The organism is Chelativorans alearensis (assembly GCF_010993735.1).
GTDB classification, from domain to species: Bacteria; Pseudomonadota; Alphaproteobacteria; order Rhizobiales; family Rhizobiaceae; genus Chelativorans; species Chelativorans alearense.
Genome location: NZ_WQNI01000001.1, coordinates 399,541 through 422,550, shown reverse-complemented (window position 1 = coordinate 422,550; position 23,010 = coordinate 399,541). Strand labels below are relative to the sequence as shown.

Genomic DNA, 23,010 nt, shown 5'->3' with positions numbered 1-23,010 from the left:
GATCATGCACTCCGCGCCGATGCGAGGGCGGGTTCGGGGGTCAGATCGCGTCCGGCGCCGAACGCCTGATCGAGGGTGAGGCGCGTGTGCCGGGCGCGCTCGCCCCGGCATGGATAATCGGAGCGGAAGTGAGTACCTCGGCTTTCTTTCCGCATGAGGGCGGAAACGGTGATCATCAGTGCGACTGCAGCGGGATCGGAAGCGGGACCTTCTCTGTCGGCCAGGGAGAGAAGAAGAGGGATGGCATCCAACAAGGCTTCCCCGTCGCGGACGGCGCCGAGGACGCGGGAGACGACGGAACGCGGCGTCGCGGGATCCGCCGCGCAGGGTACGGGGACGGAGACCGGCAGAGGAGGTGACCGCATCGCCGCACCGCCCACGCTTTCCGCGACCCGGCGGGAAAAAACGGTGGCTTCGGTAAGCGAGTTGCTGGCGAGGCGATTGGCGCCGTGAAGGCCCGTGCAGGCCACTTCGCCGCAGGCCCAAAGGCCAGGAACCGAGCTTCGCCCGTCTATGTCGGCGGCGATCCCGCCCATGTGATAGTGCGCGGCGGGCCGAACCGGGATCGGCTCTCGCAATGGGTCGATGCCGCGCGCATGGCACGCCGCGGCGATTGCGGGAAAGCGAGCGGCAAAGGCTGCGCCGGGCTTCTCCCGCGCGTCCAGAAAAACGCGATGGCCCTTGGCAAGATGCGCGGTCACCGCGCGCGCCACGACGTCGCGCGAGGCAAGCTCCGCACCCGGTACCGCCTCAAGGAAGCGGCGGCCAGTTTCATCGATCAGGATCGCGCCTTCTCCGCGTACGGCCTCGCTGACGAGCAGCATCGGCCGGTCAGGTCCATCGAGGGCGGTCGGATGGAACTGGACGAACTCCAGATCGGCGAGGTCCGCGCCGGCGCGTGCCGCCAGCGCCAGGCCTTGGCCGAAGGCGCCGCAAGGGTTGGTGGTGTCGTGAAAGAGGCCGCCGATGCCGCCCGTGGCGATCACCACACGACCGGTGGCGAGCAGCACCGGACCGGAAGAGCCGACGCCAAGAACGCCCGACACGGCGCCATCGTCCACCAATAGCTGCCGTGCCTCGATGCCTTCGAGCACGGTGATCGATGGCGTTCGGCGGACGGCAGAGATGAGTGCCCGCATGATCTCGCGGCCTGTGACGTCCCCTCCGGCATGGACGATGCGGCGGCGGCGATGGGCTGCCTCCAGGCCGAACAGCAACGTGCCGTCCGCCGCTTTGTCGAAGCGCACACCGAAGCCTGCCAATGCTTCGACGGCCGCCGGTGCGCTGCGCACCACCGTCTCCGCAATCTGTGCATCGCAAAGCCCATCGCCGGCGGCGAGCGTGTCAGCCAAGTGAAGGTCGGAGCTGTCGTCGGGCCCGAGGCTCGCGGCAAGACCGCCCTGCGCCCATGCACTCGACGCTTCCTCGCCGAGCCGTGCCTTGGACAGGATCACAACGGGCTCCGGCGCCAGATGCAGCGCCGTCATCAGCCCGGCGATACCCGCGCCGACGATCACCGGTCGCCCGCCGAGATCGTGAACGTCGATGCTCTGCCTCATATGGCGAGCATCCGCTCGACCGCGCGCCGGGCGCGTTCCGCCACCCTGGGCGCGACAGTCACCTCGTGCTGGTTTTCCTCAAGAGCTGTGCGGATATTGGCAAGCGTGATGCGCTTCATGTGCGGGCAGAGATTGCATGGGCGGACGAACTCGATCTCCGGATGCGCCACGGCCACGTTGTCGCTCATGGAGCATTCCGTCATCAGCACCACGCGCTGCGGCTTCTCGCGCCCCACATAATCCGACATGGCGGCAGTGGAGCCGGAGAAATCCGCCTCCGCAACCACCTCTGGTGGGCACTCGGGATGTGCGAGCACCAACACGCCAGGATGAGCCTCCCGCAAGTCGCGGATGTCTTCGGCGGTGAAGCGCTCGTGCACCTCGCAACGGCCCTTCCAGGCGATGATCTCGACATCCGTCTCCGCGGCGATGTTCTTCGCCAGATATTCGTCGGGGAGCATGATGACGCGCGGGCGGCCGAGGGATTCCACCACTGCCCGCGCATTGCCGGAGGTGCAGCAGATGTCGGACTCCGCCTTCACCGCAGCCGACGTGTTGACATAGGTGACGACAGGAACCCCCGGGAACCGCCGGCGCATCAGGCGCACATCCTCGGCCGTGACGGACTCGGCAAGCGAACATCCCGCCTCCGTATCCGGAATGAGCACAGTTTTGTCCGGGTTGAGCAGCTTCGCGGTCTCGGCCATGAAATGGACGCCCGCCAGAACAATGACATCGGCCTCGGTCTCCACGGCCTTGCGGGCAAGCGCCAGGCTGTCGCCCACGATGTCGGCCACACAGTGGAATATCTCCGGCGTCTGGTAGTTGTGCGCCAGGATGACGGCGTTGCGCCGGCGCTTCAGTTCGAGGATGGCCTCGATGTCTGCCACGAAGGCCGGCCACTCGACCGGTGGGATCACCCGCTTCACTCGCTCGTAAAGTTCGTCTGTTCGGCTCGGGACGTCGAGCATGGCCGTCTCCTTATGCTGCGACTGAGTATAAGTCGAGCATATGCTTATTTTGAGCATAAGGAGTCAAGCCCGTGGGACGGATAATTTCGTGCCTGCGGCCGTTCGCTCCATCAGCACGGCCGGGCGGAAGCGGAACAGTTTGGCCGGCCGCCCGCCGGTCTCAAAGGTGGTCTCGCCGGTTTCCTCGACAAGCTCCTGCTGCTCGATGAGGCGACGGAAGTTCTGCTTGTGGACCAGCCTGCCGGCAAGTGCCTCCACGGCGCGCTGCAGTTGCAGCAGCGTGAAGACCGGCGGCATCAGTTCGAACACCACCGGGCGGTACTTGATCTTTGTGCGCAGCCGCGCGATCCCCGTCGCCAGGATGCGGCGGTGATCCGCAATCATAGGCCGCCCCGGAACGGGCGGCGTGCGCTCTTCTCCCCGGCCGCGAAGCGCCTCCTCCACCAGGGCCGCCTCGTAGAGTAATTCGTAGCGTTGCAGCACGAGTTCTTCGTTCCACGGGCGCTCGTCGATGCCGAAGGCGATTGCGATACGCTGCCGCCGCTCCTCGCGCGCCGTTCCGCCCACCTCTTCCGTCCATCTCTTCAGGTGCGGCAGGATGGCATCGCCGATGATCGAGGGCACGCCTGCGCGGTGGTCTTCCCACGGGAAATAGCTGTACCAGCTTTGCCAGTCGCGGGGAGGCTGGCTCGCGCTCCACTCGTCGCGCGTGAGGCCCAGATAGCTGATCGATATCGCCCGCCGAGCGTGCTCCTCGGCGATGCGGTCGCGATCGGCGAAGGTGTAGAGCTGCTCGATATAGCCGAGCGGATGCCCGGTCTGCTGCTCCACCCAGTCGCGAAGCCCCGCCTGCAGTGAACGGTGCCCAAGTTCGAAAGGACCGGCGGGCAGGGCGCTACCCCGCCTGATGGTGAGCGCCCGCGGATCACCGTCGATCACGGCGGTCACGACAGCAACCAGATCCACCTTCAGTTCGTGACGCTGTTGAGTGTCGCTGGCATTCATTTTGCGTTGTCGTGCCCTGTTGCCACGGAAGTTTCTCCCTAAAGAGGATTATCAGGAGAAGATATCCGGCGAAACACCACCGACGGCCGGCTCTACAACGCTATTTGCGGACAAGCGGCATTGTGCAGTGCGATTCTCTCCTTCGCAAGCGCACAAGGATATGCGAAACAGCCGCGTCATCCGCTGACGTCAGGGAAGGAGGCGTAATGAGCGCTACGGGAGGAAACACTGCCCCCACTCCGCCGGACATTGCAGCCAGGAAGAGCCAAGCTCCGCTTGTCTGCCTGACCGCCTACACAACGCCGGTCGCCAGGCTCGTCGACCCGCATTGCGACATCGCACTTGTGGGTGACAGCGTCGGCATGGTGCTGCACGGCCTACCTTCGACACTGGGCGTCACCCTCGATATGATGATCATGCACGGCAAGGCGGTGCGGCGCGGCCTGGAGCGGGCACTGATGGTCGTGGACATGCCTTTCGGCTCCTATGAGGAAAGCCCCGAACAGGCCTTCCGCAATGCCGCCCGTGTGATGGCCGAGACCGGCTGCGCGGCGGTCAAGCTGGAAGGCGGCGAGAACATGGCCGAAACGATCGACTTCCTGACTGGCCGCGGCATTCCGGTCATGGCCCATGTCGGCCTGACGCCGCAGGCAGTCAACGCCCTTGGCGGCTATCGTGTCCAGGGTAAAGGCGAGGATGCGGAGCGTGTTATCGACGATGCCCAAGCCGTTGCGCAGGCGGGCGCATTTTCCGTGGTCCTGGAGAAGATACCCGAGGCGCTTGCCCGCCGGATCACCGAGGAGGTCGCAATTCCCACCATCGGCATTGGAGCCTCGCCTGCCTGCGATGGCCAGATCCTGGTGGTGGATGACATGCTGGGCCTCTTCACCGCCTTTCAGCCGAAATTCGTCAAACGCTATGCCGAATTGGGGCAGATGGCCGAAGCCGCCATCGCCGCCTATGCCCGGGAGGTGCGCGAGCGGCGGTTCCCGGCGCCCGAGCATGTCTTCAAGGGTGAATCGGAAGCTATCCCGGGGGGAGATGCGGCATGAGCATACCCACCATCCGGACTGTCGCCGAGTTGCGCACAGCCGTCGCTGCGTGGCGTCGGGACAACCTTCGCGTTGCCGTCGTCCCGACCATGGGCGCCCTGCACGAAGGCCATTTGAGCTTGGTACGCGCGGCCCTCGGCCAGGCCGATCGGGTGATCGTAACGCTTTTCGTCAATCCGGCGCAGTTCAACAATTCGGGCGATCTTGCCGCCTATCCCCGCACCGAGGATGAGGATGCCGCCAAACTTTCTGCGCTGGGAGCGCATATCCTCTATGCCCCGGATACGGCCGAGATGTATCCGCAAGGCTTCGCCACCACGGTGTCGGTAAGCGGCGTCAGCGAGGGCTTGTGCGGTGCGTTCCGGCCGGGCCACTTCGACGGTGTTGCCACCGTGGTCACGAAACTCTTCCTCCAATCAGGCGCCGATCTCGCCTTCTTCGGCGAGAAGGATTTCCAGCAACTCCACGTCGTGCGGCGGCTCGCCCGCGATCTCGACATTCCGATTGAGATTGTCGGCTGCCCAACGGTGCGCGAATCCGACGGTCTCGCCATGTCGTCCCGCAATGTCCGGCTGTCAGCTTCAGAGCGCAAGATCGCGCCGAGGCTTGCCGAAATCCTCTTCGACACCTCCGCCCGGCTGACAAAAGGCGCTCCCGTCGATGATGCGCTTGCAACCGCAAGAGAAGCAATCGTCCGCATGGGTTACAGCAAGGTGGAGTATCTCGAACTGCGGGGCGACGACGATCTCAAGCCGCTGAGCGCCATCGATAGGCAGGGGCGCCTGCTTGCGGCTGCCTGGCTGGGAGAAACGAGGCTCATCGACAATGTGAAAGTCATGCCGGTACGGCACGGGAGCCGAAACCGCCGCTAGATGGCGGATGCCTCCTCGAATGCGGTGAGACGGGCGCACCTTTGGTTTTGCTGATATATATCGTTTGGCCGCACTTTCGGTTACTGTCGTCAGGCGGCGGAACAAGGAGGGTTTTGGGAAGGAGATCAATGCGATGAGAAAAATGTTCCTCGCGGGAATCTTCGCCTTGGCAGCGTCGACCTCGCTTGCACAGACGGATACGGCGCCGGAGCCGGTAGCTCCGGAGGGCGCCACGCCCGCACCCGCAACGCCGGAGGCAGCGGCGCCAGGCGATTCAGCGGCCACTCAACAGACCGAGGCCGGGCGACCCGCCAACCTCTGCCAGGAGCTTCTCGCCTTCGTTCAGAATCCGCCCGAGGCAGCCGCACCCGCCGGACAATCCGCCGCGGCGGAGGTAAAGATTCCGCTGAGCCTGGAAAGGGCTGAGCAGCTCGCCGAAGCCAACGACATCGCGGCGTGCCAGGACGCAGCCAGGAAACTCAGGCTTGCCGGCGTCCCCATGCCGTCGCCATTGCTCGCGCTGACGGCGCTCGATCTGCAATATCAAACGCAGGCGAACGAAGTGGAATCTCCGGCGCAGCAAACGCAGCCGCAACAGTGATTGTTGGCGGCCCGATGCGGGCGGGCGCTTCGGATAACAGAAGAAGGGAGAAGCGGCATGGGTATCATATTGACGGGAATCGTCGTCGCCATCGCGATCGCGATAGGCACCGGCTATTTCATGAGCGCGGAGCAGAGGCCATCCTGGGAGGCCTACAGCACGCAAAGCAGCACGCGCGTGGGGGACCCGGGCCACAATCTCGTGGGCACGGCCTGGACGGGTGACCCCGGAAGCAATGCGGCTGCCGCAACCGAGCCGGAGGAACCGTCCTCGTGAGCGGTGTTGGGCGAATTGCTATTCGGCCGGTGTGGGCGGAGCCGCCGGCTGAGACGATTCGGTCTTGGCGCCCTGCTTCTCCACCCAGACGCTGTGGTGCTCCTTGGCCCAGTTGAGATCGACGGTGCCTGAGCCCATCGCCTCGTAGGCGCCTTCCATGCCAAGGGTGCCGATATAGATGTGGGCGATGATGACGGCCACCATCAGCACGCCGACAACGGCGTGGATTGTCTGAGCCAACTGCATGCCGTTCACATCGGCGTAGGCGAACGGGAACAGCATGAAGAGCCCCGATACAGAAAGGGCGATCCCGCCGATGATCACCGACCAGAAAATGAGCTTCTGACCCGCATTGAACCGGGCAGCCGGAGGGTGCGTCCTGTTTGACGTGTCGAAAAAGCCACCGCCGACCCTGAGCCAGCGGCCGTCATAGCGGTCGGGAAGGTTGTCCCAGACCCACAGGACAGCCATGATCAGAATACCGAGCATGAACGCCCAGGAGAAGAAGTCGTGGGCATACTTCGCCCATTGCGACCATCCCGAGAAGGCATCGGGCCCGATGAGCGGCATTAGCAGCCGCTTACCGAAAACGAAGTTCAGGCCAGTGATCGCCAGTACGATGAAGGCGGTGGCCGTCACCCAGTGCGTCAGGCGCTCGAGAGCGTTGAAACGCACGACCTTGACGCCCGCTTCCTGGGACTGCATGCGGATGCGCCCCCTGATGAAATAGAACAGCGCGAGCACGAGAAGCATCCCGAGCACGGCGATCCCGCCGATCCAGGGCAAGGCACCTTCGTGGAAGCTGCGGAAATCCTGACCGCGCGGCTGTTCCAGCGTGGCGGCCTTGCCGTCCGGTATGGTGATGCGGCCCTGGATCTTGTTCAGTTCCTGGAGGAGCTGCTGCTCGTTCACCGACTGCGCAGTGGGATTGCTCCCGGATGGGCCTTCCTGCGCTGCTGCCGGGGCGACGATGAGACCGAAGGCCAGAACGGCGGCGGCGAGAACCGGCCCGATTGGCCGAACGCGCTTCAAGACCTGCATTTCTCAACCCTCCCGTGGCTCTTTGAGGAGTCGGCCCTTCGTCAGACCGTGATCGTTTCGCGGTAGGCCGTCTGCCAGCCCCATGCACCCGAGCCGTAGCCGCGCTGCGTCACCCGTTCCTTGTAGATCGCCGCGATGATCTCGCCGTCGCCGGCAAGAAGCGACTTGGTCGAGCACATTTCGGCGCAAAGCGGCAGCTTGCCTTCCGCCAGCCGGTTGGCGCCGTATTTCGCGTATTCGACCTCGGTGGAATCCGCCTCCGGGCCGCCGGCACAAAATGTGCATTTGTCCATCTTGCCGCGGGAGCCGAAGTTGCTGGTGCGTGGATATTGCGGCGCGCCGAACGGGCAGGCATAGAAGCAGTAGCCGCACCCGATGCACAAATCCTTCGAATGCAGCACCACCGCGTCGGCGGTCGTATAGAAGCAGTCGACCGGGCACACCGCCGCGCACGGCGCGTCGGTGCAGTGCATGCAGGCCATCGAGACCGAGCGCTCGCCGGGCTTGCCGTCGTTGATGGTGACGACGCGGCGGCGGTTGATGCCCCATGGCACGTCGTGCTCGTTCTTGCAGGCGGTGACGCAGGCGTTGCATTCGATGCAGCGGTCGGCGTCACAAAGGAATTTCATCCTGGCCATTTCTTCCTCCCACTCACGCCGCCTGGACCTGGCAGAGCGTGACCTTCGGCTCCTGCATGTTCGTCACCGGATCGTATCCATAGGTGGTGATCGTGTTGGCGCTTTCGCCGAGGACATAGGGATCCGTGCCCTCGGGGTAGTTGCCTCGCAGATCCTCACCCTGGAACCAGCCGCCGAAATGGAACGGCATGAACGCCACGCCCTTGCCGACGCGCTCCGTCACCAGGGCCTTCACCCGGGCCCGCGAATTGTTCTCGGCACCGGTCACCCACACCCAGCCGCCGTCGGAGATGCCGCGCTCCGCAGCGTCCGCCGGGTTGATCTCCAGGAACATCTCCTGCTGCAACTCGGCCAACCACCTGTTCGACCGCGTCTCCTCGCCGCCGCCCTCGTATTCGACCAGCCGGCCCGAGGTGAGGATCAACGGGAAATCCCTGGCGACGCCCTTCTCGATGGCCGCCTGCTGCACGGTGAAGCCTATGTTCGGCACGCGGAACTGCACGGCATCTGGGAGGGTCGGGTATTTCTCGACCAGGTCCACCCGGGGCGTGTAGATCGGCTCGCGGTGGGTGGGGATGGGATCGGGCAGGTTCCACGCCACGGCGCGTGCCTTACCGTTTCCATAAGGATGGCAGCCATGGCTGAGCACGACACGCTGGATGCCGCCCGAAAGATCGGTCGACCAGGAGACCGCGTCGATGTCGCTGCCGATCCCCTCGATGATGCCGCGCTCCTCCGCTGTCAGATCGGCGTCCCAGCCGAGCTTTTTCAAGACGGCCATGGTGAATTCAGGATAGCCGTCGGTAAGCTCCGAACCTTTCGTGTAGGAGCCCTCGGCAAGGAGGGTCTCGCCATTCCGTTCCACGCCGAAGCGCGCGCGGAACGGGCTGCCGCCATCCATGACGTGCAGGTCCGGATTATAGAGGTTCGGGGTGCCCGGATGGCGCAGTTCCGGCTTGCCCCAGCATGGCCACGGCAGGCCGTAATAGTCGCCGCCGACCTCGGGATCGTCCTTCGGGGCGCGCAACGTCACTAGGTCGAACTTGTGCTGGTTCTTCATATGCGCCTTGAGGCGCTCGGGCGACTGACCGCAATAGCCGGTCGACCAGCCGCCGCGGTTCATCTCGCGCAGCACGTCCTCGGGCACCGGCCGGTCGCCCTCGACGGCGATGTTCTTGAACATCTGCTCGGCATATCCGAGCTTCTGCGCCAGGCGATAGATAACCTGGTAGTCGTCCTTCTGCTCGAAGGAGGGCGCGACGATCTGCTCGCCCCATTGGATCGAGCGGTTGGAGGCGACACGCGAGCCCGAAGTCTCGAACTGCGTGCATACCGGTAGAAGATAGGTGTTGTCCGTGCGTCCCGCCTGGACGGCGAGCGAGGCCCAGGTGGTCGGATGCGGGTCGGCCACGACCAGAAGGTCGAGCTTTGCCAGCCCCTTTATCGATTCGGGGATACGCGTGATGCTGTTGCTTGCGTGGCCCTGCACGAACATGGCCCGCAGATTGTCCCTCTGCCCGATCTCCTCCTTCGGCAGCAATGTCGCATCGAACCACCGCGTCAGCGGGATGCCCGACGCTTCCATCATCTCCTTGGACTCGAACCGGGACAACAGATCCTCGTAATCGACCTCCCAGACCCGCGCCCAATGGTTCCACGCTTTTTCCGTGAGGCCGTAATAGAAGGGCAGGGTGACGACATCGAGCCCGATGTCCGTCGCGCCCTGCACATTGTCGTGGCCGCGGAAGATGTTGGCGCCGGTGCCGGGCTTGCCGACATTGCCGGTGGCAAGGCACAGGATGCAGCTTGCGCGCACATTGGCGGTGCCCACCGTGTGCTGCGTCTGGCCCATGCACCAGATCAGCGTGGCCGGTTTCTGCGTGGCGAACAGCTCGGCAACGCGCTTCAACTGCTCTCCGGGTACGCCGGAGATGCGTTCCACCTCGTCCGGCGGGTATTTCTCGACCTCCTTGCGGATCTCGTCCATGCCGTAGACGCGCTGGGCGATGAACTCCTTGTCCTCCCAGCCGTTCTGGAAGATGTGCCAGAGCATGCCCCACAGCACCGCGATATCGGTGCCGGACCTGAGGCGCACATATTCGGTCGCGTGCGCGGCGGTGCGGGTGAAGCGCGGATCGATAACGATGAAGTTGGCGTGGTTGAGCTCCTTGCCCTCCAGGAGGTGCTGCAAGGAGATAGGATGCGCCTCCGCCGGATTGCCGCCCATGATGATGAGTGTCTTGGCGTTGCGGATGTCGTTGAAGGAGTTCGTCATCGCACCGTAGCCCCAGGTATTGGCCACGCCGGCGACGGTCGTCGAATGGCAGATGCGCGCCTGGTGATCCTGGTTGTTGGTTCCCCAGAAGGCGGCGAGCTTGCGGAAGAGATAAGTGCCTTCGTTGGAGAACTTGGCAGAGCCCATCCAGTAGACGGAATCGGGGCTCGAGGCCTCCCGGATCTCCATCATCTTGTCGCCGATCTCATTGATCGCCTCGTCCCAGGAGACACGCGTCCATTGGCCGTCGACCAGCTTGAGCGGGTATTTGAGCCGGCGGTCGCTGTGCACGAGCTCGCGCACGCTGGCGCCCTTGGCGCAATGGGAGCCGCGGTTGATGGGGCTGTCCCAGGACGGTTCCTGGCCGGTCCACACGCCGTTCTGGACTTCCGCCGTAACCGTGCAGCCGACCGCGCAGTGGGTGCAGATGCTCTTCTTGAGCTCGATGGGGACGCCGGGCTGCGGCGGGCTGATCGCCTCGGCCTTCTTGACAGTGCCGAGCTGGAATGAGCCGATTGCGGCCATTCCGCCGACGGTGAGACCGGAGCGCCGAAGGAAGGTTCGCCGGTCGATGGGAGCCGCGCCGGCCGCACCGATGAGCGACTGAAGCCTCGTGTGGCCCGCTTGGCCATTCTTCCGTTTCGTCAGCATGGCACCCTCACTTCTCCAGCGTCTCGTAGCCGTTCACACGGTAGAAGGCCTTGACGTGATCGGTTTCCTGATAGCGCGGGCCCATCTCCTCCTCGCCGGGATTGTAGGCCTGGGCCTCGTCCGGGTTGAGCGTTGCTGCGGCCGTGGCGACGGCGACGGTGGACGCGCCGCCGGCAGCGCGCAGGAAATTGCGGCGGTTGATCGCCGTCTGTTGCTTGTCGTGCATCTCTGACCTCCCTGATGGACCGTCCAGCGTGACGCCCGTTTTTCCGTGTCCGTTACGCACTCCGGCGTGTCTCCATGGCGAAGCCTTCGGCTTCTATGTCGATGAAGACTCGTCCCAGCGTGCCGACGGCGCGGTAGAATCGCGCCGACTGCGCATTCTCAAGATCGGCAAAGAAGTGCCCTGCCCACGGCGCGATGTGCCGTCCGAAGAAGTCGCGTTCCTCGTCGGAAGAGGCCGTGAAGCGACCGCCGGCCAGGCCGCTCATGATCTCGCAGAGTGTGCCGAGATGGTCCTCGGGGTCGCAATGGCCCTCCGCGCGCTCCAGACCGAGGTGCTTGAGATCCTCCCGCAAGCGCGCAAGTGGCCGTTCGTTGAGGAATCCCGTCAGGTAGTACGACGCATAGGGGAGCAGCTCGCCGCGCCCGACCCCTTCGAAGAGATTGAAATACTCCCGCCTCAGCGCCTCGGGGGAGGCGGCGCTCGCCGCTTGGCTGAGCGCGGTATGAGCCGCGCCGAGAGGCGTGTCGGTGCCTTGAAGCCCAGAGAGCCGCGCCAGGGTATCCGCATCCGGGGCGCGCAGGAGAAGAGAGCCGAGCAGGGCGTATTCCTGAGCGCGTGCCATATCGACGTCGTCGATTTCCGCGGCGAATCCGCCCGTTTCGGGGTAGAGGTCGGGGCGCAGGACCGTCCGCGCGATGCCGGTCAGCGCCTCGACGTCGAGCACATGCTCGGCGGGGATCGAGCGCCAGGCCGCTACGGAAGGCTGAGCCAATCCGAGCGCTTGCGCAAATGCGCCGACGCCGCCCGCCTTCCTGATCGCTTCCTCCAGACCTGAGACCATGTCCATGTCACGACCTTGGCGGCACGCTCCTGAATGGAGTCGCCGTCCAACTGATAGTAAAAACCTCCACCGGTGCGAATGCAAGGGTTAAAATCAACATCCTGCAAGCAGAACATGAAGTTTTTCGATAGAGATGGCGGCCGATCTTTCCGGCAAACATGAAGCCGGCAATGAAAGACGAGGGGATATGTAGCAGAAGCCCTAAAACTTGACTTTATTAGTCAAATATAGTTACTTCGAGCCGACATGCCTTACCGCGGCAACGCGCCTCCATGGCGCGGTAGCGCCGATGTGCGGGTTGGTTCTGCAGATGTTGGTTCATCGGCAGTCGCCGCCTCGTCCATATCGCTTTGCGAAAAGCCGGATTGCGGGGGTTCCAGCGGGTTCGCGGGCTGGGCCGGCTCTGCCGGCTCCGCCTGCCGATCCGGCAAGGCCGCCACGTTCTCGTCGGACGAGGCGGTCGGCACCCCCGGCGGCGGTTGTGGTTCCGCCGCTGTATCCTGCGGGTCGGAACTGCCCGCTTTCGACAGGAAATTGACCACCGATTTGCCCGCCTCCAGCGGGCCGAAACCTGCCATAGAGCCCGGTTTATTGAAGTCCCAAGCGTATTCGGCGGGGCCGATATAGTCGCGGATCACCGGATCGAGCGTCCACATCTTTCTGAGCGCGGTATTCTTCAGCGCCGCGGGTACACCCTGGCGCAGGAAGGCTGAAAGATCGCTCTCGGCGGTGAGGTCTTCGATGCGGGGGAGGGGCTCCGGCGGCACATCGGTATCCGGTTCCGGCGGTGCGGGCTGCAAATCGCCACGCTCGGCGTCCTCTTCACCCACCGCGTTGTCCACTTGCCCGGCTTCATCCGCAGTTGGCGAACCGGCTTCCCGCGCCGCCAGCTTTCGGCGCGACCAACGGGCGAAAGGATTGTCGTTCCCAGCGCTCATTTTTTGCTGTCCACCAATGGAGGATCAGGCACCCTCCTTGCCATGGCTTCCGTGTCTGCCCGGTCGCGCTTGCGCTTGACGAAGGGGCGCTCGACGTGATGCGCCTCTACGAACGCAGCCAGCCGCTTCTGGATCTCGGGCGGCATTGGAACGGCCTCGATGACATCGGTGCCAGGCTCCGTCAGTGCCTCGGCTTCGGCCGGGTCGGCCGTCACGAGATGAAGCCTAACGCCGGGCGGTGTGCGGGAAGGCCGGAGCGAAATCCAAAGGCTGGGCCGCCCCGAATGCAGATTATCGCGATACATGCCCGTCTCGGACGCGAAGAATTCAAGCTGGAAGGCGCCGGCATAGTAGCGCGTGGCCTCCGGCGCCTCGTGCAGAACCGTCCACGGCGCGGCAGCCGGTGCACCGGCCAGCACGTCGACGGGCATCCATGCATGATCGGCCCACGGGTTCTTCAGAACCCGCCGCTCGACGATCACCCCGACTTCCATCGCCTCCGTTATCATTGCCTTGCGTCCTCAATTGACCGGGGCCGAAACCCAACGGGGTAGGCCGGCAATAAGGTTCTGTGGTTTCATGCGGATCGTCCTATCAGGCGTCATCGCCAGTACAAGCCAGATGGGGTGGGTGCCCACCTCCGGTGGAGCCTCGCGGATATCTTTGAAACGAAGGCGGAACAGCGCAATGATGCGCTCCGCCGCCTCCGCTTCGACCTCGCGCCCGTTCCAGAGCGCGTTACCGATCCGCGTGGCCTCGGCATCGAGGCCGACGAACCACGTCCAGTTCTCGTCCTCGATCCGCTCCACAGGCTCTATCTCCACCTCGACGGCGAGAAGATGCCGTATCCAGGCGGTCATCGCCATGGCAAGGCCGCGTCGCGCCCGCCCGCTGCCGCCGAGGTTGAGCACCATGTCGAAAGCATCGCTCCGGGCAAAATAGCCCGCGGCGTTTGCCTCGTCCAGGATGTCGAGCTCGGTCACGGCAGGGCCGCCGAGCATGTTGAGCAGCGGTGAGGCATGGCGGTTCTCCTCGTGCAGTTCCACGGATTCGGCGTCGGCAAGGAGCACCGTTCCATCATGGAACGTCACGCGCTGGGGGCGGAAGAACAGTTCGGCGGCGCGCAGCACATAGGGATCCTGCTCGCCATCGAGCGCGTTGCGCAGCACCACCTGGGCAAGCTGGTTCATGAAGAGCGGCGGCGTTTTCGCTGCAGAGCCGCGCGCCAGCGTCAGGTAGGCCGCCTCAAGCGTGGGTGCGGAAAGAAGCAGGTCGCGGAAATCGATCATGAACGTCCAGTTCTCGCGCGCATCCGCGTCATCCATCGCGGCGATCTCCTCCCTCGCCACGGGCCGGCGCGGGTGATGCATCAACAGTTCGTGATGCAGCCGCAGCTCCGCCTCGCAGGCGTCTTCCGGCGGCAGAAGCTCCGGCCGGGCGAGATATGCCTTCAGGAATGCGTCGGTCACGAGCAGCCGCCCCGCCTCGTCCCGGTCGAGGAGGTGATGACCGGAGGCAACCCAGAAATCCTTCATTTCCGCTCCCTCGCGATTGCATAAAGCAATTCCAGGAAAAGTGGACACCGGTTTTCCGTCTGGAATTGCGTAAAATCAAAAGCTTAGATCATCTCAGCGTTTCCGTGAAACGCTGAGATGATCTAAAAGGTCGACCTCGTCGCTCGGCATCTCCTCCTCGACCTCGATGAAGCGAAAGGCATCGAGGGGATCGAGCCGGCTTGCATTTCGGTGCAGGGTTCGGAACGATTCCCGGATGGCGGCACCCTCGCTGGTGCGGTGGATGCCAAGGAGCGTGTTCGGCGGATGGTCGCATAGCGACTGCGCGAAGGCGATCTCCTCCTCGGCGGCCGCGCGTGCGCGTTCCATGTCGGGCGCTCCGCAATGGGCAACGAGCTGTCCGGCGAGCTGCTCGACGGCCGCCGCGCGCTCCACGGCGCTCGCTTCCATCACGACGGCGAGGGTGGACCATCCGAAGCTGTCGATGCCGAGGAAGCCAGCGCGGAAGGCCTGCCGCTCCTTGCCGGTCAGCCCGGCCGTATCGACGCCGAAGAAGAGGAAGGTGCCGGTCACCGCCCATTCTCCCGGCTCCGCCGCGCGCCGGTAGACGAAGGTATCCGAAGGATCGAGCCGGATCGTGCGCGGCAATCTTATAGCCATGGTGCCCCCGTGGCAGGATCGAGCCAGGAAGGCGTCACAAGCGCCTTCCTAAGGCTCCGCCGTTCGACGGGCTGCAAATCGACTGCCCGGAAAAGCAGGAGATCCCCATTATCGGCGAGCCGAAAGCGCTGGTCGCTCTTGCGGGGCAGGCGGTCGAGCCAGTGCTTGGCGAGCGAGGCGAAGCCGGCTTCGCTCCATTCGTGAAAGCCATGCATCAGATGGCGGGCAAAGCCCTCGATGATCTCACCGGCATCGATCGTCTCGAACCCGATCTCTTCCAGCGCACCGCTGAACGGCCGCGCACCTGGCTCGCAGGCGCGGATGACGAGGGCGCGGATCATGCCGGAAAAGACGAGCCAGGGCGGGACCGCATCTTCGCGCACCCCGTCAGGCCAGCCCAAGCGGCTGCCTCCGACGAGCACGCCGTCGATGCGGATCGCGTCGGGCCAGTCGAAGGTGATCGTGCATTCCGGCGGCGCGCGGGCGATGAGGGCATCGGCAAGCGCGTTCGAGCCTGCATAGAAGGCGCGGCGGGCCTCCGCCAACGGCTCCTCGGGCTCAAGTATCACGGCGAACTCCACCAGGTCGTAGCGGCGGACCCAGACGAGCGTGCCGGCACCATGGTCGCCGGCGATGGCGCAGGCATGCGCGAACGCGTCGCCGGCCTCACGCAGCGGGACAAGGGTGTAGGGCGGGGGCAAATCGATGGCCCGGTCGGTGACTGATGGGCGCAAGCGCATTTCGAGCCGTATGTTGATGACCGCAGCCAATCATTATAATACTTCTAAAGTGGCGCGGCTACCGATCGGCGGCAATGCGTCATGGGAGTTGAGATGGCCTTGGAAAAACGGCGGAAGGTTCTGGTCTGCTCCTGCGAAAGGAGCATGCCGAACTATGGCGACAGCGTCGCTCGTGGATGTCAGGGCGCTGAGGTCGAAACCGGAAATCAATTCTGCGGCGCGGAACTTGACCGGGTGCGAAGCTTTCTGAGCGGCACCGACGCGGTGACGATCGGCTGTACCCAGCAGGCGCCGCTCTTCAGGGAGGTTGCCGAGGAACTCGGCTTTGCCGGCGAACTGGCCTTCGCCAACATCCGCGAGACGGCGGGCTGGGCGGAGGCGGGCGCAGCCGCCGGGCCGAAAGCTGCCGCGCTCATGGCGATGGCTGCAGAACCCGCCGAGGCGCCGGCGGTCGTAACGCTCTCCAGCCGGGGTGTGATCCTCATCTATGGCCGCGACGAGACGGCGATCGAGGCGGGCCGGCAGCTCGCCGACAAGCTGGACGTGACGGTCCTCCTCTCCCGTCCGGGCGCGGTCATGCCGCACCGGGTATGGGATTTCCCCGTGGCGAAGGGGACGATCCGCAATGCGAGCGGCCATCTCGGAGCCTTCGCGCTGACGGTGGACGATTTCGCCGCGCCGGCACCCTCCTCGCGCGATAGCCTGCGGTTCGGGGCCTCGCGGGACGGCGCGGTCTCGCATGCCGACATCCTACTCGACCTTTCCGGCGGCACGCCGCTTTTCCCGGCGCATGAGCTACGCGACGGCTACATCCGGGTCGATCCCGGCGACCGGGCGTCCATCGCCGAGGCGATCTGGAAGGCGGCCGACCTGGTCGGCGAGTTCGACAAGCCGCGCTTCATCGATTTCTCCGCCTCTCTGTGCGCCCATTCCCGCTCGCGGATCACCGGCTGCACGCGTTGCCTCGACCTGTGCCCGACGGGCGCCATCGCGCCAGCCGGCGACCATGTCGCCATCGACGCGGAAGTCTGCGCCGGGTGCGGCAACTGCGCGGCCGTCTGCCCGACGGGCGCGGCGTCCTACGCCCTGCCGGCCGCCGACGCGCTGCTGCGGCGGGTGCGGACGCTTCTCCTCACCTATCGGCATGCGGGGGCCAAGGATCCGGTCGTGCTGTTCCACGATACCGCCCACGGCGAGCCGCTGATCGATGCGCTCGCCCGTTTCGGGCCGGGGCTCCCAACCAACGTTCTGCCGGTGGCCGTGAACGAGGTCACACAGCTGGGCGTCGAGGCCTGGACCGCGCCCTTCGCCTGGGGGGCGACCGCGGCCAGGGCGCTCGGCCCCGCCAAGCCCAAGCACGATACGGCGGGCATCGCGGCAAACGTCACCATCGCCAACCTTTTGACCCATTCCCTCGGCTACGGCGCACAGGCTTGCGGCTTGATCGAAGCCGACGATCCCGATGTCCTTGCTTCCGTGCTCGATCAGGTGGTTCCCGGCGTCGCACCGGCGCAACCTTCGACGTTCCTGCCGGTCGGCAAGAAACGGCACGTGCTGGAATCGACGATGGTCGAATTGCATCGCGCGGCACCAGCGCCGGTCGACCGCGTGGCGCTCCCCGCCGGCGCTCCCTTTGGCAGCCTTGACGTCGACGCCGACGGCTGCACCTTATGTCTTTCCTGCGTGTCTGCCTGCCCGACAGGCGCGCTGTCCGACAGCGAGGAGAAGCCGGCGCTCTATTTTGCCGAAAGCGCCTGCGTGCAGTGCGGCCTGTGTGCGGCGACGTGCCCCGAGCACGTGATCGCGCTTGCCCCGCGGCTCGATTTCCAGGCCTGGCGTGCGCCGCGCCGGATGGTGAAGGAGGAAGAGCCTTACCACTGCATCAGCTGCGGCAAGCCGTTCGGCACCAAGAGCACGGTCGAGCGCATCGTCGCCAGGCTCGAAGGCAAGCACTGGATGTTCACGGGCGAGAACGCGCGGCGGATCGATGTCGTGCGGATGTGCGACAATTGCCGGGTCGAGGCAGTGACGAATGAAGGGTTCGATCCCTATGCCAGTTCCGGCAGGCCAGCGCCGCGCACCACGGAAGACTATCTTCGCGAACGCAAGACATCGGGCGACAAGCCGGCCTGAGCCATCACTCGGCCTTGGTCTCCCTTTGAAGAAACCGAATGAGGGCAGCGCGGGTTTCGGCATTGCCGATCGTCTGTTCCGGCATCTTTGTGCCGGGGGTGTAGGTGCTCGGCCCCACCTCGAAAAGCTTCGACACCGTTTGCGGCGTCCAGACGATATCCATATCGCGAAGCGCCGGCGAATAGCGGTAGCCCGGAACGGAGGCGATCCTGCGGCCGAAGATGCCGTGAAGGGTTGGCCCGGCGCGGTTTCCATCCTCGGGATCGAGCGTATGGCAGGCGACGCAGGCGCGGAACGCCTCCGCGCCCGGATCGCCTGCGAACTCGGCCAGCGGATCGGTCTCGTCCGTCGTGGCCGCACCGAGCTGCTCGCCGGTCTCAAAGTCCCATTGGCGCACCACGCGGTCCGAGCCGCCGGTCAGAAGCGTCTTGCCATCCGGCATGAAGGCAAGCGACCAGACCGGCATGCCGGGACCGGCAAGATCGCGGATGGGCGCAAGGCTCCTTGCATCGAGTATGACGATGGCGCCCCGTATGCTGGCGGCTGCGAGATGCCTTCCATCCGGCGAGGCTGCCAGTGCAACGACCGGGCTCCGGGTGGCCTTGACTTCGGATAGGGTCGTGCCGCCACGGTCGACCACCCGCACCTTGCCGTCGGCGCCGCCGGCGCCGAGACGATCGCCGGGCAAGGCCACCAGCGTGTTGAGCGGAGTGGGCAAGGCCACGCGGCGCGGCGCCGCCCCCGCATCGCGCGGCCAGAAGATCAGGTTGGCGTCGTATCCGGCGCTGACGGGCGTGCCGTCGGCGAGGAAGGCGACGGCGTTGACATTGCCGCTATGACCTTCGAGCACGCGCGCGTCTCCACCCGAAAGCGGCCAGAGCCGGACGGTGGTGTCCCAGGATGCGGAGGCGAGGGTCGCTCCGTTCGGTGATACGGCGAGCGCCGTCACAGGCCCGCTATGCCCTTCGAGAACCCTGATCGGCGCCTGCCGGCCCGGCTCCCAGATCGCAATGCGGGCATCCGCGCCGGCGGTGGCGAAGCGGCCGTCGGGGAGGACCGCAACTGCATTCACCTCGTCGCCATGGAAGAGCAGTACCTGGCGTGCTTCACCGGTTTCGAGCGACCATACGATCGCCCTGGTGTCGAAGCTGCCGGTAATCGCGGCACTTCCCTCCGGTGCCACGGCGATCGCCCGCACCGGCCCGCCATGGCCCCGAAGCTCCATCCCACCCGCCGCCGTCGTCAACATGAGGAGAGCGGCTGCCAGGAAACGTGGAGCGCGTGTCATATGCATTGCGTAACTTATCATTCCGTGTTCCGCTAGCCGGATGGAAACGGGGCGCAGCCTGGCCTGAACCTCAAATCCAAATGTCCTGAATTTTGGAGGCAATCGTATGACCCGGAACATGGAAATCGACCCCTTCAACGTATCCATGCGCAAGTTCCTGAAGCAGGTTGGCGTGACCTCCCAACAGGCGATCGAGAAGGCCGTGGAGGAAGCTGGCTTGAAGGGCAAAGGCCGCCTGACCGTGAAGGCTGTGATCACCGCGGAAGGTGCACCGCTGAACCATATCGTGGAAGGCGAAATCGACCTAGGCTGATCGCCGGGTAGCGCAGCCGCATCCTGATCGCTCAGGTGTAGAAGCGGATTTTTCCCGCCGGGGTCGCGTCATATCCCGTGAGTTCGGCGGCGCGACCATTCAAACCTCCCTGCGCGAGGAAGCCGATCAACGCCTGCACTGACGGCTGGAAATAGGTCCGCTGGCGCATGAGAAGATCGAAATTCTCCCACATCAGCGGCACGAACTCGAGGCCGGCGGCACGTGCGGCCGCGCGCGTCGCAATCCCGCAATCGGCCCGGCCGGTGCCGATCGCTTCGGCCAGATCGGGCCCGGTCAGGCAGGGCGGATCGAGCCGATGCAGGTCCCGCAGGCTTGCGCCCGCACGGGCCAGGAGGACGCCAAGCAGCATGTGCGCCCCCGCCCCCGGTTGCCTCACCGCCATCTTCGCCCCACGGGCAAGGGCATCGGCCAGGGTGCGGAGCTCCTTCGGGTTACCGGGCGCCACCAATAGCCCTTGTTCGCGCCGCACGAACCCGACCAGCACCGCATCGTGCAGCCGCGGCATGGCACACACCGCCGCGATATTCGCGTCCTTGCCCAGCACCTCGCCATGGAAATGGATCGCCGCGGCGGCGACCTCTCCGTGCATCAGCCGGCCAACGCCTCTCTCTGTGCCTTCCGTCAGCGAGGCGAGACCGGAGCCCGACTGGCGCAACGCCCATTCGAGCAGATCGTCCTGGCTGCCCCCGACGATGGGCGGCGGCTCCGCCGGCACCATGCCTTCGGGCCGCGCCAGCCCGGAAAGCACCCAGCGGTCGAGCTCATGGCGCGGAAACAGCCATTTGCCCGTCACCTTGCTGCACGGGATGGCGTTGTCAGCGACCAGCTCATAGAGCTTGCGTTCGCCCAGGCGCAGATACTCCGCAGCTTCGCTCGTGGTGAGAAAATCCATATGCATCTTTATGCATATTTCCGCTCAAATTCAATTATTTGACACATCCGGAAAAATTGCAGCAAAAAGATGCTAGTGGTGCGATCCTGACAGATGGCCCCATCTGTCAGGACAAATCGCCCCACCAGACCAATAGCTTGTGGGCTGACTTTTCCAAACAGATGGGCACCATCTGTTTGGGTCAGACCACGAGGAGGATTGCATGCCGGACAGCATGAGTGCATGGCAGCTTGTCGCGAGCGGAGATGCGACACTGTTTGCCATCGTGCGCCTGTCGCTGGCGGTCAGCCTGTCCGCCGTGGCGATTGCCGGCGTCATTGGCCTGCCGCTCGGCGCGATCCTGGCATTGACGCGCTTTCCCGGACGCACCGCGCTCGTCGTCGTGCTCAACGGGTTCATGGGCCTGCCGCCCGTCGTGGTGGGCCTCACCGTCTATCTGCTTTTGTCGCGGTCGGGGCCGCTCGGCGAATTGGGTCTCCTGTTCACGCCGACTGCCATGATCATCGCGCAATCGCTTCTCGTGCTCCCCATCGTCGCCGCGCTGACACGGCAGACCATCGAGGATCTGTGGAGCGAATATGGCGACGAACTCACCGCCATGGGGGTAGGTCCGTCTGGCCGGGTGGCGACGCTTCTATGGGACGGCCGCTTCAGCCTGATCACCGCGATGCTTGCGGGCTTCGGGCGGGCGGCGGCGGAGGTCGGCACGGTGATGATCGTCGGCGGCAATATCGAAGGCTTCACGCGCACCATGACGACGGCAATCGCTCTTGAAACGTCGAAGGGAAACCTTCCGCTTGCCATGGGCCTCGGCCTTATCCTTATCAGCCTGATCCTGGTCATCAACGCAGCTGCCTGGGGTGTGCGTGCGTGGTCCGAGCAACGGGCAGGTTGACGATGCGCGCCTCACTCAGCGACCTGCCCCTCGTCTTCGACCGCGTCTCGCAGCGCGCCGGCGCGACAGCGATCCTCGACCGCATCAGCCTGGCAATCGGCCCGGGGGCGCCCACGCTCGTCGTGGGCCCAAACGGTTCCGGCAAGACGACGTTCTTACGGATCTCTATGGGGCTCACCAAGCCTTCCGAAGGCATGGTGAGCTGGGGTGGGCGCACCGAAACCCGCCCGATGCGCCGTGCTTTCCTGTTTCAGGAACCTGTGATGCTGCGGCGCTCGGCTGCCGCCAATATCGCCTATGGGCTCGCCCAGGCGGGCTATCCGCGAAAAGGCCGCGCGGCGCGCGTGGAGGAGCTGCTCGACCGGGTCGGCCTTCTGGAACTTGCGGGGCGTCCCGCGCGGCGCTTGTCCGGCGGCGAGCAGCAGCGCCTGGCGCTCGCCCGGGCGCTGGCGCGCGATCCGGAGGTCCTGCTGCTCGACGAGCCCACCGCCAGCCTGGACCCGGCGGCGACCCGCTATGTAGAGGAGATCGTCCTCATGGCCGCCCGTTCGGGCACCAAGATCGTCATGGCCTCACACGATCTGGGGCAGGTGCGCCGGCTCGCCGGCGACGTTCTCTTCATGGTCCGCGGCCGCCTCATCGAACAGGCGAGCGCCGATGATTTCTTCGAGCATCCAACCACACCCGAGGCCGCCGCCTTCATCCGCGGCGATCTTGTCCTTTGATCAACCGGGAGGGACATGACGATGATCCGCCGCCTGCTCACCGCTCTCGCCGCGATAACTCTCCTGGCTTCCGGCCACCTTGCCGCTCTCGCCCAGGACAAATCGATCGTCGTGGCCTCGACGACATCCACCCAGGATTCCGGCCTGTTCGGGCACATCCTGCCGCTGTTCGAGCGGGAGACCGGCATTGAGGTGAAGGTGGTGGCCCAAGGCACCGGCCAGGCACTCGAAACTGGGCGGCGCGGCGATGCAGATGTCGTCTTCGTGCACGCCAAGGCGCAGGAAGAAGAGTTCATCAGGGATGGCTTCGGGGTGAAGCGCTTCGATGTCATGTACAACGATTTCGTCCTGGTCGGCCCGAAAAGCGATCCGGCCGGCATTGGGGGTTCGTCGGACATAGCCGCAGCGCTCGAAGCAATCAGCGAAAAGCAGACGGCGTTCGTCTCCCGCGGCGACAAATCCGGAACGCATACGGCCGAACTCGGGCTCTGGAAGGAAGCCGGCATCGATATCGCGGCCGAAAAAGGCGAATGGTATCGCGAGATCGGGCAAGGAATGGGCGCCGCGCTCAACACTGCGCGGGCGATGGATGCCTATGTCCTGTCGGATCGGGGCACGTGGCTGTCGTTCAAGAACCGCGGCGATCTGGAAATCCTGGTCGAGGGCGACAGGCGGCTGTTCAACCAGTACGGCGTCATGCTCGTCAATCCGCAGAAGCATCCGAGCGTGAAGGCCGAGCCCGGCCAGCGCTTCATCGATTGGCTGATCTCGCGGGAAGGGCAGGAGGCTATCGGCCAGTACAAGATCGACGGAGAGCAGCTTTTCTTCCCCAACGCCACGCAAGAACGCTCCTGACCGCCCGCGCAACGCGGCTGTTGCAAAC

General features: G+C 65.0%; 24 protein-coding genes. 9 read left to right on the top strand and 15 right to left on the bottom strand.

Annotated features, from left to right (window positions below; genetic code table 11):
• Positions 1-2 precede the first annotated feature (2 nt).
• From GPJ75_RS01890 to GPJ75_RS01880, 3 genes are all read right to left on the bottom strand, one after another.
• The gene (locus GPJ75_RS01890; protein WP_163264514.1) at positions 3-1,559 is read right to left on the bottom strand and encodes an L-aspartate oxidase; all 1,557 of its coding nucleotides are present in this window, start codon (positions 1,557-1,559) and stop codon (positions 3-5) included.
• The gene (gene nadA, locus GPJ75_RS01885) at positions 1,556-2,530 is read right to left on the bottom strand and encodes a quinolinate synthase NadA (RefSeq protein WP_163264512.1); all 975 of its coding nucleotides are present in this window, start codon (positions 2,528-2,530) and stop codon (positions 1,556-1,558) included. The genes GPJ75_RS01890 and nadA overlap by 4 nt, the downstream gene beginning before the upstream one ends.
• A 63-nt stretch (positions 2,531-2,593) precedes the next feature.
• Positions 2,594-3,535, bottom strand: coding sequence for an NUDIX hydrolase (locus GPJ75_RS01880; protein WP_163264510.1), 942 nt, complete (start codon positions 3,533-3,535; stop codon positions 2,594-2,596).
• 206 nt (positions 3,536-3,741) lie between these two features.
• Here GPJ75_RS01880 and panB point away from each other — a divergent pair, with 206 nt between their 5' ends.
• The 4 genes from panB (at position 3,742) to GPJ75_RS01860 (ending at position 6,336) form a co-directional block, all read left to right on the top strand.
• Positions 3,742-4,587, top strand: a complete 846-nt coding sequence (gene panB, locus GPJ75_RS01875; RefSeq protein ID WP_163264508.1) for a 3-methyl-2-oxobutanoate hydroxymethyltransferase — start codon at positions 3,742-3,744, stop codon at positions 4,585-4,587.
• A complete protein-coding gene (gene panC / locus GPJ75_RS01870) occupies positions 4,584-5,459 on the top strand; it encodes a pantoate--beta-alanine ligase (protein WP_163264505.1) in 876 nt (291 codons plus the stop codon). Before panB ends, panC begins: the two co-directional genes overlap by 4 nt.
• Positions 5,460-5,592: 133 nt before the next feature.
• Positions 5,593-6,060 carry a hypothetical protein gene (locus GPJ75_RS01865; RefSeq protein WP_163264503.1) on the top strand — a complete coding sequence of 156 codons (468 nt, stop codon included), beginning with the start codon at positions 5,593-5,595 and terminating at the stop codon, positions 6,058-6,060.
• Between the two features lie 57 nt (positions 6,061-6,117).
• Entirely contained in the window at positions 6,118-6,336 is a 219-nt protein-coding gene (locus GPJ75_RS01860; RefSeq protein WP_163264501.1) for a hypothetical protein, read from the top strand.
• 18 nt (positions 6,337-6,354) lie between these two features.
• On the opposite strand, the gene GPJ75_RS01855 is transcribed toward GPJ75_RS01860, so the two are convergent.
• The 10 genes from GPJ75_RS01855 to GPJ75_RS01810 form a co-directional block, all read right to left on the bottom strand.
• Positions 6,355-7,377, bottom strand: a complete 1,023-nt coding sequence (locus GPJ75_RS01855) for a formate dehydrogenase subunit gamma (protein ID WP_163264499.1) — start codon at positions 7,375-7,377, stop codon at positions 6,355-6,357.
• Between the two features lie 41 nt (positions 7,378-7,418).
• Complete coding sequence (gene fdh3B / locus GPJ75_RS01850) at positions 7,419-8,015, bottom strand: formate dehydrogenase FDH3 subunit beta (protein ID WP_163264497.1); 597 nt, start codon at positions 8,013-8,015, stop codon at positions 7,419-7,421.
• Between the two features lie 13 nt (positions 8,016-8,028).
• The gene (locus tag GPJ75_RS01845; protein ID WP_163264495.1) at positions 8,029-10,941 is read right to left on the bottom strand and encodes a formate dehydrogenase subunit alpha; all 2,913 of its coding nucleotides are present in this window, start codon (positions 10,939-10,941) and stop codon (positions 8,029-8,031) included.
• Positions 10,942-10,948: 7 nt separating this feature from the next.
• Positions 10,949-11,167, bottom strand: coding sequence for a twin-arginine translocation signal domain-containing protein (locus GPJ75_RS01840; RefSeq protein WP_163264493.1), 219 nt, complete (start codon positions 11,165-11,167; stop codon positions 10,949-10,951).
• Positions 11,168-11,219: 52 nt separating this feature from the next.
• On the bottom strand, positions 11,220-12,014 hold the full coding sequence (locus GPJ75_RS01835; RefSeq protein ID WP_163264491.1) for a molecular chaperone TorD family protein: 795 nt from the start codon (positions 12,012-12,014) through the stop codon (positions 11,220-11,222).
• A gap of 245 nt (positions 12,015-12,259) precedes the next feature.
• Positions 12,260-12,946 (bottom strand): DUF3306 domain-containing protein, encoded by a 687-nt coding sequence (locus GPJ75_RS01830; protein WP_163264489.1) that lies wholly within the window; start codon positions 12,944-12,946, stop codon positions 12,260-12,262.
• Positions 12,943-13,455, bottom strand: a complete 513-nt coding sequence (locus GPJ75_RS01825) for a DUF3305 domain-containing protein (RefSeq protein WP_163264487.1) — start codon at positions 13,453-13,455, stop codon at positions 12,943-12,945. Before GPJ75_RS01825 ends, GPJ75_RS01830 begins: the two co-directional genes overlap by 4 nt.
• A 12-nt stretch (positions 13,456-13,467) precedes the next feature.
• Positions 13,468-14,481 (bottom strand): DUF6352 family protein, encoded by a 1,014-nt coding sequence (locus tag GPJ75_RS01820; RefSeq protein ID WP_163264485.1) that lies wholly within the window; start codon positions 14,479-14,481, stop codon positions 13,468-13,470.
• Between the two features lie 93 nt (positions 14,482-14,574).
• Positions 14,575-15,120 (bottom strand): DUF6505 family protein, encoded by a 546-nt coding sequence (locus GPJ75_RS01815; RefSeq protein WP_163264483.1) that lies wholly within the window; start codon positions 15,118-15,120, stop codon positions 14,575-14,577.
• Positions 15,111-15,890: a biotin/lipoate--protein ligase family protein gene (locus tag GPJ75_RS01810; protein WP_343036141.1), complete on the bottom strand. Its 780-nt coding sequence runs from the start codon at positions 15,888-15,890 to the stop codon at positions 15,111-15,113. Before GPJ75_RS01810 ends, GPJ75_RS01815 begins: the two co-directional genes overlap by 10 nt.
• A gap of 63 nt (positions 15,891-15,953) precedes the next feature.
• On the opposite strand from GPJ75_RS01810, the gene GPJ75_RS01805 reads away from it, so the two are divergent.
• On the top strand, positions 15,954-17,993 hold the full coding sequence (locus GPJ75_RS01805) for a 4Fe-4S dicluster domain-containing protein (RefSeq protein WP_163264481.1): 2,040 nt from the start codon (positions 15,954-15,956) through the stop codon (positions 17,991-17,993).
• A gap of 4 nt (positions 17,994-17,997) precedes the next feature.
• On the opposite strand, the gene GPJ75_RS01800 is transcribed toward GPJ75_RS01805, so the two are convergent.
• Entirely contained in the window at positions 17,998-19,287 is a 1,290-nt protein-coding gene (locus GPJ75_RS01800; protein WP_246248869.1) for a c-type cytochrome, read from the bottom strand.
• Positions 19,288-19,387: 100 nt separating this feature from the next.
• On the opposite strand from GPJ75_RS01800, the gene GPJ75_RS01795 reads away from it, so the two are divergent.
• The gene (locus GPJ75_RS01795) at positions 19,388-19,594 is read left to right on the top strand and encodes a DUF6494 family protein (RefSeq protein WP_163264477.1); all 207 of its coding nucleotides are present in this window, start codon (positions 19,388-19,390) and stop codon (positions 19,592-19,594) included.
• Positions 19,595-19,625: 31 nt separating this feature from the next.
• Here GPJ75_RS01795 and GPJ75_RS01790 read toward each other — a convergent pair whose 3' ends face one another.
• Positions 19,626-20,507, bottom strand: a complete 882-nt coding sequence (locus GPJ75_RS01790) for a helix-turn-helix transcriptional regulator (protein ID WP_163264886.1) — start codon at positions 20,505-20,507, stop codon at positions 19,626-19,628.
• A gap of 202 nt (positions 20,508-20,709) precedes the next feature.
• Here GPJ75_RS01790 and GPJ75_RS01785 point away from each other — a divergent pair, with 202 nt between their 5' ends.
• Genes GPJ75_RS01785 through GPJ75_RS01775 form a run of 3 tightly spaced genes read left to right on the top strand, consistent with a single transcriptional unit; the run spans position 20,710 to position 22,982 of the window.
• A complete protein-coding gene (locus tag GPJ75_RS01785; RefSeq protein ID WP_163264475.1) occupies positions 20,710-21,402 on the top strand; it encodes an ABC transporter permease in 693 nt (230 codons plus the stop codon).
• A gap of 2 nt (positions 21,403-21,404) precedes the next feature.
• Complete coding sequence (locus tag GPJ75_RS01780; RefSeq protein ID WP_163264473.1) at positions 21,405-22,127, top strand: ATP-binding cassette domain-containing protein; 723 nt, start codon at positions 21,405-21,407, stop codon at positions 22,125-22,127.
• 21 nt (positions 22,128-22,148) lie between these two features.
• Positions 22,149-22,982 (top strand): ABC transporter substrate-binding protein, encoded by an 834-nt coding sequence (locus GPJ75_RS01775; RefSeq protein ID WP_163264884.1) that lies wholly within the window; start codon positions 22,149-22,151, stop codon positions 22,980-22,982.
• Positions 22,983-23,010 lie beyond the last annotated feature (28 nt).